Source organism: Desulfovibrio sp. ZJ200 (assembly GCF_011039095.1).
GTDB lineage: Bacteria > Desulfobacterota > Desulfovibrionia > Desulfovibrionales > Desulfovibrionaceae > Desulfovibrio.
This window is the reverse complement of record NZ_JAAKEH010000022.1, coordinates 1-18,752: the sequence shown is the minus strand read 5'-3', so window position 1 is coordinate 18,752 and position 18,752 is coordinate 1. Positions and strand designations below refer to the sequence as shown.

At 61.3% G+C, this 18,752-nt stretch carries 10 protein-coding genes; all 10 read right to left on the bottom strand.

The features are described 5' to 3' along the window. Window positions 1-33 precede the first annotated feature (33 nt). Window positions 34-11,967, bottom strand: coding sequence for a PLxRFG domain-containing protein (locus G7Y52_RS07730; RefSeq protein WP_165069513.1), 11,934 nt, complete (start codon window positions 11,965-11,967; stop codon window positions 34-36). 13 nt (window positions 11,968-11,980) lie between these two features. After that, entirely contained in the window at window positions 11,981-13,555 is a 1,575-nt protein-coding gene (locus G7Y52_RS07725) for a hypothetical protein (protein WP_165069492.1), read from the bottom strand. A gap of 12 nt (window positions 13,556-13,567) precedes the next feature. Beyond that, complete coding sequence (locus G7Y52_RS07720) at window positions 13,568-14,365, bottom strand: hypothetical protein (protein ID WP_165069487.1); 798 nt, start codon at window positions 14,363-14,365, stop codon at window positions 13,568-13,570. 10 nt (window positions 14,366-14,375) lie between these two features. Next, window positions 14,376-15,035 carry a hypothetical protein gene (locus G7Y52_RS07715; RefSeq protein ID WP_165069481.1) on the bottom strand — a complete coding sequence of 220 codons (660 nt, stop codon included), beginning with the start codon at window positions 15,033-15,035 and terminating at the stop codon, window positions 14,376-14,378. Next, window positions 15,032-15,589 (bottom strand): hypothetical protein, encoded by a 558-nt coding sequence (locus tag G7Y52_RS07710; protein WP_165069477.1) that lies wholly within the window; start codon window positions 15,587-15,589, stop codon window positions 15,032-15,034. Before G7Y52_RS07710 ends, G7Y52_RS07715 begins: the two co-directional genes overlap by 4 nt. Continuing rightward, the gene (locus G7Y52_RS07705) at window positions 15,579-16,232 is read right to left on the bottom strand and encodes a hypothetical protein (RefSeq protein WP_206215234.1); all 654 of its coding nucleotides are present in this window, start codon (window positions 16,230-16,232) and stop codon (window positions 15,579-15,581) included. Before G7Y52_RS07705 ends, G7Y52_RS07710 begins: the two co-directional genes overlap by 11 nt. Next, entirely contained in the window at window positions 16,222-18,015 is a 1,794-nt protein-coding gene (locus G7Y52_RS07700) for a hypothetical protein (RefSeq protein ID WP_165069465.1), read from the bottom strand. Before G7Y52_RS07700 ends, G7Y52_RS07705 begins: the two co-directional genes overlap by 11 nt. Further along, a complete protein-coding gene (locus G7Y52_RS07695; RefSeq protein WP_165069462.1) occupies window positions 18,015-18,401 on the bottom strand; it encodes a hypothetical protein in 387 nt (128 codons plus the stop codon). The genes G7Y52_RS07700 and G7Y52_RS07695 overlap by 1 nt, the downstream gene beginning before the upstream one ends. Before the next feature lie 29 nt (window positions 18,402-18,430). Further along, on the bottom strand, window positions 18,431-18,565 hold the full coding sequence (locus G7Y52_RS07690; protein ID WP_346773712.1) for a hypothetical protein: 135 nt from the start codon (window positions 18,563-18,565) through the stop codon (window positions 18,431-18,433). Further along, the coding region (locus G7Y52_RS07685; RefSeq protein WP_241159653.1) for a phage tail assembly chaperone at window positions 18,562-18,752 on the bottom strand (191 nt) is incomplete at its 5' end. The genes G7Y52_RS07690 and G7Y52_RS07685, both read right to left, overlap by 4 nt.

Here is an 18,752-nt window from a genome sequence, read left to right as displayed (position 1 = left end):
GGGCTGGAGCTTCCACGCTCCGGCCCTTCCCGCTCAAATGCCCCAGATTTCAGTCTGGCGGGCTCCCTTTTCCTTTTGCTTGCCGCTGACCCGGTTCTGCCGCCTTCTGGCCTTCACCCTCCGCATGACATCCTTGAACGAGATCAGCATGTGCGGTTTGCCCTCGTCTTTCATCTTTTCATTCCACCGGGCAATCTCGCGTATGGCCTCCCGCCGCCCTGCCGGGTCGCCCGTGTCATACGTCCGCAGCGTCAGCACGGTCAGCTCGTCTATCTTGTCGCTCCGCACCTGATCCGCGTGCTTGCTGGCCGCGTAGGCTTCATAGCTCTTGGTGCTGCTCACAGGCTGGAAGCCCAGAGCCTTGCCAACCGCCTCGGTTCCTGTCAGCTTGCGCGCGCCGGTCTGACCAGGGCTGTTTATGGGCCTGCCGCGCATGGTGGTCTGGCCTTCGCGGTACAGCCGCCACGCCTGCATGGCGTTCTTCATGATAACCGGCGCCGCCTCTTCAACGGCCCTGTACACGCTGCCGCCCCGGTAGGCTTCCATCATGCGGGAAGGCTTGACCACCAGCAGGTCATAGGGAATGCCGATAATATCCCCGATGCTGTTCGTAAGCACTTCCTGCGGCGTTTTGCCCTTCGTCAGTCCCCGCGTGAGGGGTGTTTCCATCTTGAGGCTGCCGCCGATGTTCACGCCGGCCATGGCCGGAGCGCCGTAGCAAACCACGTCCCGCAGCAGATTGCTTTCCGGCAGATGCTTTCGGATAAGCTCCGTCCAGTCGTCATCATCCCCGGTCGCGATCTGGCACAGAGCCATAAGGGTGGCGTACAGCGGCAGGGCCGTGACGCCGCCCAGGGCCATGGTCGCGCCCAGGCTCTTGGCCACAAAGGCCGCGCCCTCTCTGCCCTGTGTTCTCAGCGCCCATGACCACATGGCAACCATGTTGTGCGTGAACATGCGGAAGGTGTACATGCTGGACATGGCCCGGCCCGCGATATTGCTGCGCATGAATTCCGGCATATTGCCCTTGCCGTAGACAAAATGCGCGTCGCGCACCACATCGGCGGCGAACGCCTTGGCCTGCTCATAATCGGCCTTGCCCTTGACGCCGTATTTCTCCCGGGCACGCGCTTTCAGCTTTCCCGATCGGGCGGCCCGGAATGCGGCCAGGGCCAGCGAGGCCCGGTTGAACCGCTCCGCCTCGCTCATGGGCAGGCCCAGCACGCGGGTAAACTTGTTCCACAAGGACGCGCCGCTCACGCCGCGCAACTGACCGCGCACCTCTTCCATGAAGGCGTCGGTAATGACGCTCTCGCCATAGAGTTCCCGCACCAGCCGGGCCTCATCTTCCGTCAGCCCCTTGCCTTTGTTGCCGGTCACTCTGTCCACAAGCGCGCTCCGGGCCCCGGCCAGCCATTCCCGGCCGCCGCCCATCACGTCCATTTGCAGACGCGGCACGCCGACAGCAAGGTTTTGCATCGCATTCACAAATGCCGTCTTGATGCTGCCGCCCAGGTACCACGCGAAGGCCACAGCTTTGATGTTGCCGGTGAGCCTGTCCACGCGGTCGCTGTTCCTGAGCATGTCCTTGACATACTGCGCGGTATACTTCCACAGGTTGGGCGTCTGCCGGGCGTCGATTTGGGAAAGCGCCGCGCTGAAATCCCGGGCCGCCTCCATCTTGGTCAGCCAGCCGTTCAGACCCGCCTTGTAGTCATAGAGCACCTTGGCAATGTCCTCGGTTTCAAAACCGGGAATACCCTTGCGCTGAATGCCGTGCGCCCCCCAGCCGCGGGTCTTGAGCACATCGGCCACGCTTTCGGTGAGCAGGTCGGCAATTTCCCCGGCGCGCTTCTTGTCGTCGATTTTGGCTGTGGCCGCCCGGATGATCTGCTCCATGGCCTCGGAGTCTATGGGCGCCCCGAGCACTTCATCGGGCAGGCGGTCATTTTTGCCGTCCGTCCATTCCGCGTCTGGGTAGTTTTCGCGCTGTTCCGCGACGATTTTCCGGGCCTTGGCCATGGCCGCCTTTTTCCCAAAGGCGTCAAAGTGCTGCCGGAACACCACCTCGTTACCCACCTTCGCCTGGACAAAGTAGGCCCCGTAGCGGTGATGCGGGAAATAGTTGGGCACATGGCCGATGCTCTGCCGGAAGGTCTTGATGGCGTCGTCGCTCATTTCGCTCATGGACGCCATGCGGTTGTGGGCCAGCACAAAATCCTGATCCAGACTTTTGCGGATTTCCACCAGGGCCTTCTTTGCGGCCTTCGTACCGGGCAGGGTATCCACCCATGCCTCATATGCCTTGTAGAATGCCGGATTCACCTCAATCGTTTTCCGCCCGTTGGGCAGGCTGTCCTTGGATATGAACTTTGTGACATCCTCAAGCTCTTTCGGATTGCTGCCTTCTGTCGCCCGCAGTATTTCACGCAGGCTGTCCATATCGGCGGACTTCAGGCGATCTTTCCCGAACATGCTCGGCACGGTTTCCAGACTCTCTTTCAGCGCGGCGGAGCATTCATCCTTGCGCCGCAACTGCCGGTCATACACTGTGGCGAAGGCAGGGATCTGCTTGGCTATCCAGTGCGGCAGTTGGACGATGCTTTGCAGCAGGCTGATGTCATTTTCTCTGAACATATGCCGGATTTCCGGCTCGTCGGCCGCCCGTGCCGCCCGCCGGACGGTCATGCCAAGAATGGCGCCCGGCGAAAGGGAGGCCAGAGGAGCGTCGGCTTCATGCGCCGAAGGCGGCGCAACGGGCTTGACCACGTCCTTTTCCGTGAGTATCTTAATCCCACGAGGATCATTCGGAAGCACGAAGGCCCCGGGCAATTGTAGCCCGGACATGCGTCGGCTTCCCTGATCCCCGGAAAATCCCCTCAGCCATGTGGGGATTTTTGTTTTGTCAGCATATACCCGCCGTCCGGCCTGGATTTCCCCGGCCACCCAGCCCAAGCCGCCAGAACGGCCATGCACGCTGGCGATCTCATGGATATTGACGCTTCCGCGTGACACGTCCAGATGTACTGCCGCCACTACCGGCATCTCTTCATGAATACCTTCCAGCAGGGCCACAAGGCTGTCTGCCTGCGTCCCTGACCGGAAAACCATCACGGGTTCAGCGAGCAGAGCAGGCAGATTCCGGATCATCGAATCCGGCAGATTATGTTTTCCTCCTTGTCCGATCTTCGCCAGAACAGATTGTGTCATTGTCATGGGAAGAGCAGGAGCACCCAGCTTTCGCAAAACAGGAGGCGTCTGACCGACAGTAAGCACTTGGCGGGGATGGATAGACCCGGAACGCACACCGTCAAGCTGCCGCCCCCACTCCTCCGTGTCCTTCCTCACCTGTTCCCACGCGGCCCGGCCCGCGGCTTCGCCATCCGTGCCCACTGACGCGAACGCCGACACAGGAGCGGCATTTTCAGCGGCCCTTCCCCGGGGTGCCCCCTCCATCACAAACCGGCCCAGGTCTGCCAGCAGGGCATCCACATTCTCGTAGCTCATACGCGCGCTACGCCCGGAAACAGCGTGCACCAGCCTGCTCCATGCCCGGAGAACGGCATGGACGATTTTGCGCCATGCGCTCTGCTCCCTGGCGTCCAGGCCGCCCTTCTGCCTCTTCTCGGCCAGGGAAGCTATGACCTCCTCCATCACGGTCAGGCGGGCACTCTCGCTTGTGCGCGGGTTCAGGCCGTATTTGCCGGCAATCTCTTTGATCATGCCGTTGCCCATGCCGCCCAGATTGAGCCAAAGCCGGTTCAGCACGGTCTTGCGTTCCGCGTCGGAGAGCATCCCCCGCAGGCCGTGATGCACGATCTGCTCATGCGCCCAGACTTCCGCCACGCGGCCGGTATCTGAAATATTGTCCGCGACGAACCAAACCATACCCGACGCCGGGTCGTACACGCCTTCTATCTCTGAAAGGTTGTCGGCAAAAATCTTCCGCAGAGATTCGGGCAGTTCTTCCGCGCGCTGCACAACCTCCACAGGCGCGGCATGGGAAGCCCGCGCGTTCAGCTTATCGGCCACAGCCTTGACCGTTGCCGCCCTCAACTTTGCTATGCCGCTCCTGCGCGGCGGGAGGTATTGCCCAGGCATACGGGAAGCCATCGGCGCTTCGGCGTGCTTCGTCTGCTCAATGATCTGGCGCGCCACTTCCTTGTTGTTGTCGGCAATAAAACCATAACCCTGCCCGGACATGGCCTTCAGCACGTCGGCCGCCTGCCTGGCCGTCAGGTCGCGCAGCACCATGCTTTGTCCAGACTTCACAAAATCCCGTCTCGCCGCGCTCAGGATACCGCCATTCAAAAAGTATTGCGCGCCATCCTTTTTGGAGGCAGGCACGGAGATATGGTATCCGTCCTCGCCCCGCGTCATGACAAAATTCTTGTCCTCGGTCTTGACGATACCGGCCCCTGGAGCAAGCCTGTCAAGGAACTGCATTGACTGCTCTGGTGTCATGGCCGTGTCCACAGCGTCAAGCAGCTCCTCCATGCTCTTGCCCCTGGGCATCATCAGCCCAGGGATGATATTGCCATCATGATCCTGAAACTGAATAACCTTCCCAACTTTCAGGCGTTCATACGCTGAAAGGATATTGCCCGTGGCAATATATACTTTCTCGCGGCTTTCGCTCTGCCCGCTGTCAAATGCCTTATAGGCTTCTGAAAGAGAAATCCCGTAAGCCTCAACCGTGGTCGCGCCTTCTTCTGACCTTCCCCTGGCAAGCTGTGTGAACGGGAAAATAATCCTTTTTGCCGCGTCGGCTATGGCAACGTCCATTTTCCACGAACTCAACGCGAGCGGATTTTCTATGCGCTCGTCGCGGTAGATGCCGATGACGACGCCGGGGATGTTTTGCTGCTCGCGTTCATTGTTGACCATCACCGGGTCGCCGATGCTGAACTGCCGTATAATGGACATGAAATCCGAGAATGCCGCCTCAAGCCGATCCTTATTGGCTTCCCTGCGATCTTCATCCTTGATGCGGGAAAGGCGCTCGTTTGCGTAGGCACGCATTTTTTTCTGTTCGGCATCCGTATCAACAGGTTTGGCCTTTTGCACAAACTCTTTCACCTTTGCGGAGCTGAACGGATGCCCCAGGCGCTTTACATCGTATGCGCCAACTTTGGCCGCAGCGGCAAAGGGCGATTTGGAGATATGCTCGTCAGTCTTTGCCGGCTGGATAACCTCCTCGTGTATCAGCCTCGCGTCCAGGGGGAGCGTTTTCGCTTCGAGGTCAAGAGTTCCCATGGCCTCGTACTGGGCAATCATCGCATTGTATTCCGCCTCCAGAAGGGTATAGAGGCGCGCCTGATCTTTCACGGGCAGCAGGGGAATATATCCCGTGAGCTTCTGCATGGCCCCGGCGTTGCTCTTATCCTCCCCGCCGGAAAGCGGGGCGCCCATGCGCTCGTGAAGTTCCTGATTCTCGTCCATCACCTGCACGGCAACACTGTCCCCATACTTGTTCATGAAGTCGGGGATATTCTTGAACGATGCGTCGGAATCCTTGGCCGCCGTCGTGCTGGCGTTCAGGCTCGCCATCTTCTTTGCCAGGATGGCCGCAGGTCGCTTTTCAGCTGGGATGTCCGTAAACAGCAACTGGTATTTCGGAGGTACAACCTGACCAGTGCGGAAGATGCGCCCCAGTGTCTGCATGAACGTGTCAATGTTCGGGGCTGGCTGGGCAATAATCATGGTACGGCGACGCTGATCCCTGAACTTCTCCGAGGCGTGCAGACTGATGCCTGTGCTGCCTGCGTCGTTCAGAATGACAGCGTCTATCTCCCCGCCATTGAACCCTGCGATAACCCTGGTTCTGTTTTGGGCGGAGTTGTCAACGCTGGAGAGCACGGGTTGCGTGCCGGAGTAGTCGATGCCCAATGACCGGCCAGTAATCTCGCCGACCTTATAGCCGCGCTGCCGCAGGCCATGCTCAATACTGTCAATGACCGACAGCGGAAGCTCGTCCAGGCCGGATTCGCTGATGATGTCACGCGCATGGTTGTAGAGCTCCACCGCTGTCGGCCCAAGCTCCGCATCCGTCAACAGGCGCTGCTCAATAACCTTTTTATTGGCATCCTTCCTGGTGATTGTGCGCACCTTGTCCAGGTAGCGCAGGAACATATCCCTGAAGGTCATGTCAATGGCGTCGCCAACCTTCACGGTATTCGTTTTGGCATATTCATCAACGGGAGAGCCCATGGTGTTGTAGAGCGCAATAACGGGCTTCTCACCACGCTTCAGGGCCGCGTCTGCGGCGTCCACAACGGCGTCAATCTTCTGGGCCAGTGTGATTTGTCCGATGAGGTTATGCATGATGCCAGCGAAGCTGGTGGAGCTCATGGCGCTCTCGTTGGCGCTTCTGTTGTCGTATGCTGTGCCGCCGTGGCCCGCCTCGCTGTCCTTGATGTTCTTGAGGATTTCCTGTTTGGCACGGTCGAACTGCATAATGACGCGCAGCGCTTCCGCGCTGGCGTCGGCCCGCGTTGTATCCGTCTTCACGGATGCCGTTTCCACATCCGCGCCTTCCCAGGTACGCTCGCGGCGGATGTACTGCCCTGCCTCGGTCAGCTCTGCCGCAACAACCTGCTGCATGGGGATCCCCCCACGCGCAATAGCTTCTCCCAGCGTCTTGATGTCGTTGACGGCAAAGCGCATATCCGTCTTGGAGTACAAGTCCATGAGATCAGGACGCTTGGCGTAGGTAGCTGAGGAATAAAACGTTCCGTTCGGGCAGCTGTTCAGCAACTTGCGGATGAACACCGAAAGAGGTTCCGAGGACGTGTTCTCTTTTCCCTTGGCTCCTCTCGAAGCCGCAGCGGCGGATCCGCCGTTGTGCGATTCATCCAGAATAAAAACCGCGTTCGGCGCGATGTCCTGAAGGAATTTGCGGCGCGTCCCCTTCGGGTCGTTGCTTAACTGGCTGTAGGTCGTGAATATGGCGTCGTAGTCGCCGAGGCCGTCTGCGGCCACCTGCGCCAGTAGGGCGTTGTGCTTCGCGCCGTTCTTCGTCGTCAGCGTGCGCCCGTCATGCAGGGCCACCGCATCTTTTCCGGTCAGCCCTGGGTTTGTCGGCAGCGGCGCAAAGCCCTCCATGCCGATGTCCGCAAGGTCGCGCACCATATCGGCATACAGTGTGTTGGAACAGGTAATGAAAACGGGCGTCTTGCCGTGCTGTTTGGCCCAGCGGATGATGCCGGCATTGACGCGGCCCTTGCCGATGCCGGTCTGGTCGCCGATAATGAAGCCTGCGCCATTTGCCAGGTTGTGGATTGCCAGCCCAAGAGCGTCAACCTGCTCGGCGGCGAAGTAGCCGCCAAGCTCCTCCGGCGTGTATCCGAGTTCCGTGGCAACGTAGCTGTCAATATTGCCGTGTTCCTTTTCCAACGCCTTCATGGCGTTGTCCACGGCAGTAACCATGTTCTTGGGAACGAGCGTTCCCATGGAGGGGAGAGAACTTGTTTTTTTGTAGGGGGCCTGAAACTCTGTAGCCTTTTGGAGCTTCGCTTCTGTTTTTTGGGATGCTACCAGGTGTACGCCACGGCCATCGCCCACTCCATCAGATTTGTCGGATACTCGTCCGGCTCCTCGGTTGTCACCTTGAGGGGAAACTTGCAACCCTCCCACCAGAAGAACCTCAGCTTCTCGGTCAGCATGTCGTCCATCAGCATCGTGTCGATCTCGCCCGGATCCCCGCTGGCTATCGCCGATGCTTCGGTTCCCATTGCCAGGCCCCGGCTGTGAAGTTCCTCGATCGCCTCGCGCGCTACTTCCAGTCTCGTCTGGTAGTTCTCCTCCGGAGTTGCGTCCTTGTCGTCCGTTGCCTTCAGAAGCTGCTCCAGGTTCCACGCGAGCAAGTCCATCAGCACGCTGTACGAGTTGATCTCTTCTTCCTTCCAGCCCGGTGGCACTTCCAGCGTCCCTGTCACCCCGCTGCCCGGATTCACCCATCGTCGCGCCATTGAAAATTTCCTCCAGGGATTCAAAGGTCGAATATATCCTTGGCGGCTGCGCGCCGGGGAATATCCGCCCGGCGCTGGCGCCGTTGGTATCCAAAACAATCACGTCAATGGGAAAGCTGGCCCCCTGGCGTGAGTATAGTTTACCATCAACCGAAAAGTGATCCAACACATGATAATTGTTGAAAAGCCAGCCCCAAAATTTTGTTTGGGAGGAGGCCCGGTATTTTTGCTTGCGTGCGTCCTCGCCGCCCTGCTTGCCGCCGATGATGAGGACGGCGCGGCCCCTGCCCTTGTCTTTCAATGCCTGGAGAGACCGCACAACGATTGCCTGATCAATCTCCTTCGTGGCAAAGCCGTCAACGTCCATTTCCTGCGTGGCTGTATGATTTTCATCCCAGACGCGCCCGAAGGGCGGATTTTCAATTACGGCATCCACTCTATAGGGCGGCCGGAAGTCGGTTGCATCCTGCTCTGTGACGGTAAAGCCCTGCGCGCGCAAGCGGCCCGCGCGTCCGGGGTTCAATTCATTGGCCGTCACAAGCCGGGGCGTTGCCTCAATGAGAAGCGCGCCGTTCCCGGCGGTAGGCTCATATACCGTCGTTTCCTTCCCGATCCCGGCCAGACGCGAGGCCAGGAACGCAATGGGGGTCGGCGTGCTGTATGCCTGTTGGGCAACGCTGGTGCTTGTCCGCGCTCCGAGGTTCGGTTGACGCTGATAGAGGCTGACCAGTTCCCGGAAAATTTCAACGTCGCTCTTCCCGCCGGCACGCATGTCTGTCACGGTCTTGCGCGCAGCCTTTACCGCGCCAAGCTCAATGGCCTCGTCAAGAGCCTTGGCGGCTTCCGTGCCGGGGAAGATTTTTCCGCCAAGAAGCCCGGCGGCCTCTTTCCGGGCCTCGACAATGGAGCCATAGACGGCGCCAGACATGAGCCTGTCCGCGAAGTGTTCCGAGAGCGCAATCGTGTTGGGATTGTCCACACTGCCATAATCACGCCCTGTTTCCTGCGTCTGCTTCTCCGTATCGGCCTGTTCTGAAACGGGAACTTCGGGCTCGGAAACACTCCGTTCCTCTTTCCACTCCGCCTGCGGCGCGGCCGCCACAGCTTCCTTTCCGTCCTCTTTCCCTGTCTTTTCCTTCGCGTCGCTCTTGCGCTCCGTCTCCGCCGGAAAAGACTTGAGAAACGACGGTTGCGCGTCTTTTTCCACGCCGTTGGACAGGATATTCACCAGCTCTTGCACGTCCGCCGGGCTGAGGTTGTCAGCTTTTTTGTCGCGCAGCAAGAGCGAGCGCCACTCGTTGTGCGCGACCTCCTTGCGGGCCTCGTCCAGCAGCCAGGCCGCAACCCTGGCGTTGCTGGCCTTGTGCTTGCGTGGCGTCGCATAATCCACCTGTGGAAACGGAGCCAGCCTTCGCCCGCCGGCGCTGGTGAACACAGTGCCGCCCGGCGCGGTGGGCATGGGGTAATCCTCGTGGGTATAGCCGATGGCGTCCCCGTCAAACCTCACCGGGTTTTGCTCTGCCCGCACCCGCTCCCGAAGCTGGGCGCTGGTCAGGCGACGGGCTTCCTTGCGGCTTTCGTGCGGTTTTGCCGGATGTTCGGTTCCCGAGTCTTTGGATTTTGTCTGCGCCTCCGACACTGCTTGCTGATACTGCGCTGTCACGAAAGAGGGTAGCGTGTAATTCCATTCCGGCTGCACTTGCGGCGTGACATGCGGACGTTGCTGCGGGCCGGCGGAAGGAATCGAGCCCACCATAACGTGATTCCGTAAAAAATCTTCCGTACCTTGCCTTTGTGCCGCGGGCGCGGCAGGCGCCGGCGCAGCCTCGTTGGCCGCATTTCGGGACGCCTTCCATTCATCTTCGAGGCGCGCATAGTACGACACGCCGAGCCTGTCCACCGGCTGCCCATCCTTGCCCAGCGTGTACCACCAGCCATTATGCTTGACGTACACGTTGTCCTTGTCCACGGTGCCGTCCGGCGCCTCTTTGGGTTCCGGCGCAACCTCTGGTGTCGCCGCCGGGGGGATCAGGCCCAGGCCTTCGGCCATGGCCGTTGTGTCGGCGCGCGGCGGCGTCTGAGTGTTGGTGATCTGGCCTTGTGTCGGAATGGGCTGTGGAGCGGCATGAGCGACGCCCTGTTCGTCCATGAACCCCAAACCCTGCATCCTGCCCCCGCCGTAGGCGAGTTGCGACCTGCCCCCGGCCCAACGTCCCTGGCCTGCGGACGGTCCCGCCTGCTGCGTATCCATCAGGCCGCCGATACCTTGAGCCATGCCGCGCCACGGGTAGCTCAACTGGCTCCTTCCGCCTGCCCATTGCCCCGGCCCGGCAGACGCACCCGACACCTGCGGAAGCGCCTGCCGGGCTTGGTAGGGCGTGGCAATCGGGCTTGGCTCATAATACTCGGTTGGCGTGGCAATCGGCCCAAGCCCCGTGTCATTGGTGCCCATTGCCTGCGCGCCCGTGCCTTCGGGCAGCCCAAACATGTGGATGCCCTGGGCCATGCCGGAGGCGTCCTGCGGCAGTTGCAAGAGGTCTATGGTGTTTCCGGCTTCCAGCGCCTGAAGCATGGGCGTGTAGCGCACAGAGGGGGCGCGCCCCTGTTCGATAAGGAAGTCGGCGTCGGCCTGCGCCTGCTCGTTTGCCTCAATGGAATCGGGCTTTTTCAGATCGGTTCGCAGGTGGTCAAAGCCACGGGCGGCCGCCTCCCGGTTCCACATTTCTTCGCTCATGCGGGGGGCTTCCGCCTTCCACGTCGGGCCGGAAAAGCCAGCCGCAACGTCCGCAAGCTCTTCCTCCGTGAATGGCGCTGCCTGGGAGGAAACTGTTTCCGGCTGTGCCTGTTCGCCGGGGTTGATTGCATTGCTCGCGGCTTCATCCGAGCGGCGGCGCATCCGGCGGCCGACAGCCTCGGCGGCCCGCATACCGCCAAGCTGCAACAAAGAACCCACGGCCACAGGCCCGGCCTGCTCCCTGACAAACTCGCCCAGGCTCGGCGCATCGGGGCGCAAACCGTACCGTTGCCGGATAACCTCCTCGCCGAGATAGGTGATGCCTTCAGTGCCTTCTTCTCCCCCCAGCCCTGCCCCCACTTTCGCGGGAATGCGGGTCAGGGCACGTTTGCCGATGGCATCCGCTATGGCCCCCAGCCCGAATTTCTTCAACAACCTGCCGCCCGCGCCCTTGATCAGGCCAAGCGTGAAAGCCTGGATCATGGCTTCGGGTCCGGCTTCCCAAAATCCGTATTTCGTGGCGTCGGAGTCAATGGCCTTGTTCAGTTCGGCGGCTTCCTCGCTGGTCATGGTGCGGCCCATGCTGGCCTGCATGGCCTGCTGCACCTCATCCACGAACTGGTCTTTCGCCATGCGATAGAAGGCCACTCCGCTCATGGTGGCGCCGCCAAGCATGGAACCCGCAATGCCGCCCGCCACAGTGCCGATGCCGGGCACAGCGGAACCACCGGCCGCCCCGGCAGCTCCTCCGATAAGGCTGCCGGCGATGCCTGTCGCCATGCTGGTGGCTACGGATTTCGGCCCCTGATACAGGGAATTTGCCAAAGTATCGCCTTCGGCTTCCTGAAGGGAGGGAATGCGCGCGGCGCTGTCCCTGGTCTGCTGACGAATGATGCTGTCCGCAATGCCGGGGTTGGCCGGGTCGATGTCGCCGCTACGCCATGCCCGGGCAAGGTCTTCGGGAAACTGGTCGGTGACGGAATCGTAGATGCCTTCGCCCAGCAGGCGAATCCCTCCCCAAAATCCGCTCCTGTCCTTGTCGCGGATGTCCTGGGCGGTAATGGGGTGATCGGGATTCGCGGCGTTGTAGTTTCTGGCCGCAATTTCGGCCTTGTCCTCCTGCAAGGGGCCGCCGAATTGTTTGGCGAAATCAGCAAAAGGCATGTTGGCGTACTGGGTGTCATGCATTTTCTGCGTGACTTCAAAATCCGTCATGTCGTCATATTGCGGATAGAGCGCCCTGAATTCACTGAGCCTGAGCATGGCAGTACCTTCTTTAGCGAACCTGATTATAGCGGCCGGGAAGCTTGCCGGTCTTCTGCCAGTCTTCCCGTTCCTCCGGCGAGAGTTCGTCCCACACGTCATGGATGGTCACCCGATCGGCCCGTCTGCGGGGGGCCGGTTCCGGTCCTGCCAGCCGGCGGGAATATGCATTGGCTTCTTCGGGCGTGATCTCCTGCGGCCTGCCGTCCTCTCCGATGATAGCCCACTGTGAGGCGCCGTTTTTCGAGTACATGACGAGCTGCCCGGCATTGGGACTCTTGGAAGGTGCCGCTTCCCGGCGGGGAATGTTGGGCGGCGCCGGGCGCTGCTGTTGCGATGAAGGTGGAGTTCTCCATCCCCAAGGGTCAGCGTCATTTGCTTGAACCCCGCCAATACCTTGAGCGAAACCGCCAGCCTGTCGTACTGCCTTCTGGTAAATCTCCACGCTGGCGGGCTGGCTGTAGTCGGCCTGCGGTTTCCCGTCCGCATCCGCCCCGGCCTTGAAGTACCACTTCTGATCTTTGTCCCAGACGTACCCGGCGTTCAGCATGGCAATATGCGCGTTGCTCCCCCCCGGCCCGACCTTACCCACTGAAGCACCTCTGCCGGATTTCTGCACCATGTTCCCAAAACGCATTCCCCGTTGCAGAATTCCCTGCACGTCAAACCTTCCCAGGGGCTTTCCATTCATCCCGTACGCGTCGTATTCGGTATTCTTTGAGCCATCCAGCGGATTCTGCGGGATTGCCATGCCCACGATTCGCCCATTGGCGTTCAGCAACGGAATGTGCCTGGAATAATCGGCCATGTTCTCCACATTGGTGTCGTTGGTCGCCATGGCGCGGCGCATCCCCTCAAGAACCTGCTGCTGATTGTATGGCGTCAACTTCATCCCCATTCCGCTCAGGACGTTGATTTCGCCGCGCAGATAGTTCCGGCCCATCTCAAAAACTTCCTGGCCGGTCATTTTCCTCCCGGTATCGGTCCACCCGCCTTTTGCATCGGATCGAAAAAACAGTTTGTAGTTGCCATCACCGGCCGGTTCAATTCTGTAGGGCATGTTGACCACTTGGGAAGCCTTCACCATGCTGTCCGAAAACGTGTTCATGTCTCCAGATTTGTATGCCTCAAGGCCAGGCATGAGGACGGCACGCACGTCATTGTAATTTTGCTCGGCAATCTTCCTGGCATTCTGGAGCATCTCCATGCGTCCTTTCTCGGATGCAGCCCTGTCCTTCATTATTCTTCCAAAGGCTTGCGCATGGTGATAATCCTGAAAGTCCGGATTGGTCTGCAGCGCCTCAATGCCGCCTTCTGTGTATGCCTTGCTCATGGCGTCATAGGCGTCGCGTACCTTGTATTCGTCATACATGCCCTTCACATCTTCAACGGCATCCACCATGCCGCCCACGGCCCGCGCGCCCATATTGAGCGCGGCCGCTCCCTTGTACAGGTCGTCCCAGAAGTTGCTTTCCTTTTTGACGTTGACCGTGGTCTGCCTGGTCTGCGAAGCCGCGGCCTGTGTCGCGTTGCTCATGGCGGACTGCGCCAGCGCCGCAGGGTTGCTGTTCGGCTTGTAAAGAGGCATACCGTCCCCCTCCTACAAAAAGAATGAAGCGATCGCGCCGATGCCCGCGCCGATCAGCGTGCCTGCGCCAGGGACGGCTGACCCCGCCGCCGCTCCCGCTGCGGCGCCTCCGGCCGCGCCACCTGCGGCGCCCGCCATGGACGCCCCGGCAATGCCGCCGAGGTAGGCGCCGCCCGCCGCGCCGACTACGCCACCGACGGCTGCGCCTGTATCGCCGGCAATGGCCTGGCCGAGCTCCCTGCCGGCATAGCCCCCGGCGACACCGCCAATGGCCGGCCCGACCACGGGGCCCATGCTCGTCAAACCCTGCGGCGCCGTGCCGGCGGCTGTCTGCCCGGCCGTCTGGGCCGCGCTGTTGGAGCCCTCCCCAAGAGCCTGCGCGGCAATATCCTCAGACATTCCGGCCAGGGAATTCTTGCCCGCCTCTGCCGCTGCGGTGGCCCCATTCTGGGCGACCTGCGCCCCGGTGTTGAGTTGGACGGCGCCCGCTGCGGCATTGTTCGCGGCCTGTGCAGCCTGTACGGCCCCCTGTGTGGGCGCCGCTCCTGCCCCGGCCTTCGCCGCCTGGGTGGCCGCATCCGGGGCGCCAAGGCCCTTTATCCAGTCAACCCCGCGATTCCCGTAATTCCAAAGCTGCTCCCCGGCGCCCACAACGCCAATTCCCTGCGCCAGAACCTGCCCGGCGGTTGGCCGTGGAGCCTCAATTTCCGTGCGCGGGCCTTCCTTTGTCTGCTTCCCCATGGTTGCCGCCGCGCCCTGCATCTGGCTGCTGGCGTCGGCAAACGGATTCTGTGGTCTATAGAGTGGCATGGCACACCCCTTAGCTCTTCATGAAGCCGATCCCCTGCAAAATGCCGTTTTGGGCATTGAGGGCAGAGGCTTTCATGAGGCGGTCAAAGTTCTCCCGCTCGGCGCCCACGCGCGCCTGCGTCCTCGCGCCGGCGAGCTGTGCGGCCTTCTGGGTATCCAGTGCGGCCGCTATTCCCTGGAAGCGGCCCGAATTTGGATTGACGCCGAGGCGGGCATTGGCCCGCGCCGTTGCGGCCTGAACATCCTTCCAGGCGTTCGCCGTATCGGCTGTGGCCAGGGCCATGCGCTCATTCACGTCCACGCCGTCAAGGGCGGCAGTCATGAATTGCTTTGTCGCCTCGCTCTGCTGTGGCAAAATCTCCTTTGCCGCCGTCAACTGCTGCTTGTAGATGTCTGTCTCAAGGGGGAGCATGGCCAGATTAGCCTGGGCCTGCGCTATCTCGTATGGCTTCTGATATGTCTGCCAGAGAGTAAAATATTCCCTGGCCCACGCCTGTTGTTCCTCGGAAAGCGCGGCCATGCGCGCGTTGTAGGCGTAGTCCACCGTGTTGGTCGTGCTGCTGCCGCCGCCTCCCTTGCACAAAGCCACCGGGCCGTCCCACTCGCAGGCTTCCGCCTCGATCACTTCTCCCGTGGCAATGTCCATTTTGAGCATTGTGCATATCTTCATTGCGTCACCCCCGCGAGGCCGAGCATTTCTCTTGTAGCCGCCGTCAGCACGGCATCCTCGCACCTGTTCTCATAATGCAGCCATGCGCCATGCGGTATCGTGCCTATAACCCGCGCCCCGCTTGCCACCGCTCCACGCCAGGCAAGGACGTTGTTTTTTGGCGTCACGCCAAGGATAACGTCGAACATGTATCCCTGCGCGTCCCTGTATCCGAGGAAGTTCTCATAGATGCAGCGCCCGATCTTCCTTGTCCGATCCCGGCCCCATACCCTGCTGAAAAGCACGAAATGCCCACGGGCCGACTTGCCCTCCACGCTGTTCAGCCACGCAACGCCGGCGGGGCCGCCTTTCCAGAAAATCGCGTAGGGCAGGGAGCCGGGGCGGCAGAGGTCGGCCAAAAAATCATCCATCGTCTTGACCGTGCCATCATAGAAAGTCGGGCGGATGGTCTTGTCCTGCTCCATCTCCATGAAGGCGTCGCTGAGGTATGCCGTGGCCCGCCGCTGCTTGTTCTGCCAGTCCAGATAAAACATGCCGACGTCGTTACTTTGCATCCGCCACCCTCCTTATGCCGCTGGCGCGCCATGAAATTTCCCCCTGGCGCTCCGCCTGCGCCTCTGTTTCCTCGCCGTCGCTCATGTGGGCTACGGCGTCAAAACGCCACACGCCGGCCTCCTCGCGCAAATTTTTGATACCCGCGCGAAGGTGCGTGGCCCCATCCATGAGGGGAACGCGAAAGCCGAGCAGGGCCACATGGGGCGCGCCGTACCACTTCCCGATCTGGACGGCTTCCCCGTCCCTGGCGCTGCCCTCCATGCTCGCCGGGAGCGCATTGTCCGCGAGCTTGTCAGCGGACACGCATTGCGCCGCCAACGCCTCGCCCGTGACCGCCCCGCCCGCTATGGCGAACGCCGTCACTGAACTCTGTGCCAGCTTGCCCTCTGTCACGCACAAATCGGCCAGCTTGCTTTGCGTGACCGCGCCGTCGTTGATGTGCCGCGTGGCCACGGCCCCTGCGCCAAGCGCGGCCGGCGCCGCAACGGTTTTCCCGTCCGATACGCGAAGGGCGCGCGTCTTTTCGGTGCCACGGCCAAAGCCGCCCATGCTGGACAGAACTCTCAATATGCCCTGGAGGAATATCGTAAGCTCCCTGGGCAGCCCACGGGGCACAGAGGGGAGGCCATGCTCATGCGCCATATTCCACCCCCTCAACGCTCCCGCCGAGCCGGGCCTCATAAACTGTTGCTGTTCCCTGTATTTCCAGGCTCCACAGCTTTTCAGCCCGCGTGGCAGTAATGCGCGCGGTTCTGGTGCTTCTGATTTCCAGCATGCTTCGCGGGTATTCCGCGTCCGGGCCGAAAATGGTCACGTCAACCGGGTCGCCCCCGGTCTGCTCGCCTTCAATGCGGACGGCGCTCATTGCTGTGAGGGCGGAAAAGAAGAAGGGCTTCGAGCGCCATGTGTACCTCATGGGCGCGCCTGCTTCCCACTGATAGACGCCGCTCCCCTCCGGCGTATCAATGGACAGGTAGATGCAGTCGTCCACCGAATGATGGTACAGGGCGCGCACCTGCCAGCCCTTCGGAAGCTCCACGCGCACAATGTCCTTCGCGCCTACCGAATAAATCAGCCCGTGGCGTGTGCCCGCGAAGAAGCCGATGTATTTGCCGTCAAGAACGGTGCCCATCAGGTTCTGGGGGCCAAGCTCCTGCCACTGGTCGCGGGTAAAGGTCTGACCGCTCACAAGCGACTGGTCGCTTGCGGTGAACAGCATAAGGCCGTCCGGGCTTGCATAGACGACGCCGCCCGGCAGGCTGCCCACGGAGCGGGCGGAAACGCATGACTGCTCAATGGGAAGGTGGGTAAGCTGCATCTGCCCCGGATCGCTCCCCGTTGCGAGATAGGGGCGCCCCGTGGTCAAGACCACGATTGTATTGTCGGTGTGCCCCAGGGCGACGATCTGATCCTCAACCACAAGCCGGTAGTCCGCCGGGAATACATAGGCGTAGTTCGGCTCGGAAATCAGGAGTTCATTGCCCCGGAAGGCCGCATATATCCCATTGTCGGCCACAATGAGGCCGCGTGCATCGTCGGGAATGCAATCCCATGTCGTTGTCTGCAAGACCAGCGTGGACAAGTCCGCGTCATGCGTGGTGTCCAGGTACGATGCAACGGGCACGGGAAGCTCAGCAAGAAAGTGAAACTCGGACGTTTTTTCGCCGGATTGCGTCCTGTACAGCCTGATGTGCGTGACCTTGAGGCCGTCCACCTCTGGAATTTCAAAACCGCTCAGGGTCACGCCGTCGCCGTCCAGCACGTCCACCACCTCCGACGGCGGAGACGGGGCCGACTCCTGTTGAAATATCCCGTCGGCAAGCGACTGGACCAGCGTGTAGCAGTAGGCCGAGGAACGGCCGATGCCGCTGTCTGTGGGCGAGCTTTCCGGCTCTTCCGAAGCCGATGCGGCAAACGCCGCCACGCTCACGTTGTCCTCCCGGATGGGGGCAAGGGTGTCCTCATAGCCGTAGCGGGGCGGGATCTGACTGTCCGAGTCCGCGCCCCAGGCGTAACAGGCCACGGTCTTTTCCACCGCCCCCCTGGCTACGGCCACAAGCGGCGCCGCGCCGGGCCGGGGAATACCAAGGCGGTACTCCTCCCCGCCCGCAAGATATTGCGTTGGGTACGCGCGCGCCCCGGTGAGAAAGAGGTGCCCCAGAGGCTTGTCCCCCTCCGCGTCAATGACCGCCGATTTGACGACGTTCACGACGTTCGGCCAGGCAAGCCAACCGTCCTGCCGGTGCTTGAATATGCTGAGGGCGGTGGCCGCCAGCTCGTGCCGCTTTGCGGGGAGTCGCAACGCCTCCAGGGCGCCCCGGCGCAGATCACAATTCACGGCGCGCTGCGCCTGCGTTGCCTCAAGGAGCCGGGGCGTTGTGCGCGGCACCTCGCCGCCGAAAGTGGGGATGGTGATCGTGGCCATCAGTAATCACCCCCATACGAGCCGCTCCTTTCCAGGGCGGCAATCCTGCTTTCAAGTGCCGCAAGTTGCGGAACGGATACTACGGATAGCGATACCTGCACATCTGCCGATCCGTCGATGCTCACTTTTCCCGACACGTCCCCTGTGAATGTCAGCAGGGCAGGCTTGCGCAGCCTGCCGGCGGTATCGGCGTCCTTGGCATGTGTGGCCTCGCTTACCTGTTCCGCAAGCGTCCCGTCCGCGTTGCGGATCACGTCCAGCCGCCGCCAGGGCGTCCACTCTCCGTTGGGCGCGGAGCGCGCCCAGATCTCCGTTTTTTGGGTATGGACGCGCACCTGCACGGGAACCTTGTCGCTGCCCACAAAATGCAGGCCGTAATAGTACATCTCAGCCTCACAATGCGCGCGGCGGCTTCTTACCTGCGCCGACACTCCGGCGGCAGTTGGCGGCCCTGGCGTTCGGATTCAAAGCTCTGGCGGCAGTGCTCGCGGTCGCCGAAGAGCAGGGCCAGAGCGTCAATGACTTTGCGCGGCTTGAATGAATCCGTCATTGCTCTACACCTCTGGGGTTTACCGGCCACGGCGTCGCCTCTCCGCCGCCATCCCAGGGTGCGCCGGCTTGCGCGGGCAGGTCGCGCAGGGCCTGACGCCAGGCCATAACTGAGGAACGAGTTATGTCATCCAAAGGATAGTCGGGCATAATCAGATAATCCGCAGCGGACAGGCGGCGGTCACGCT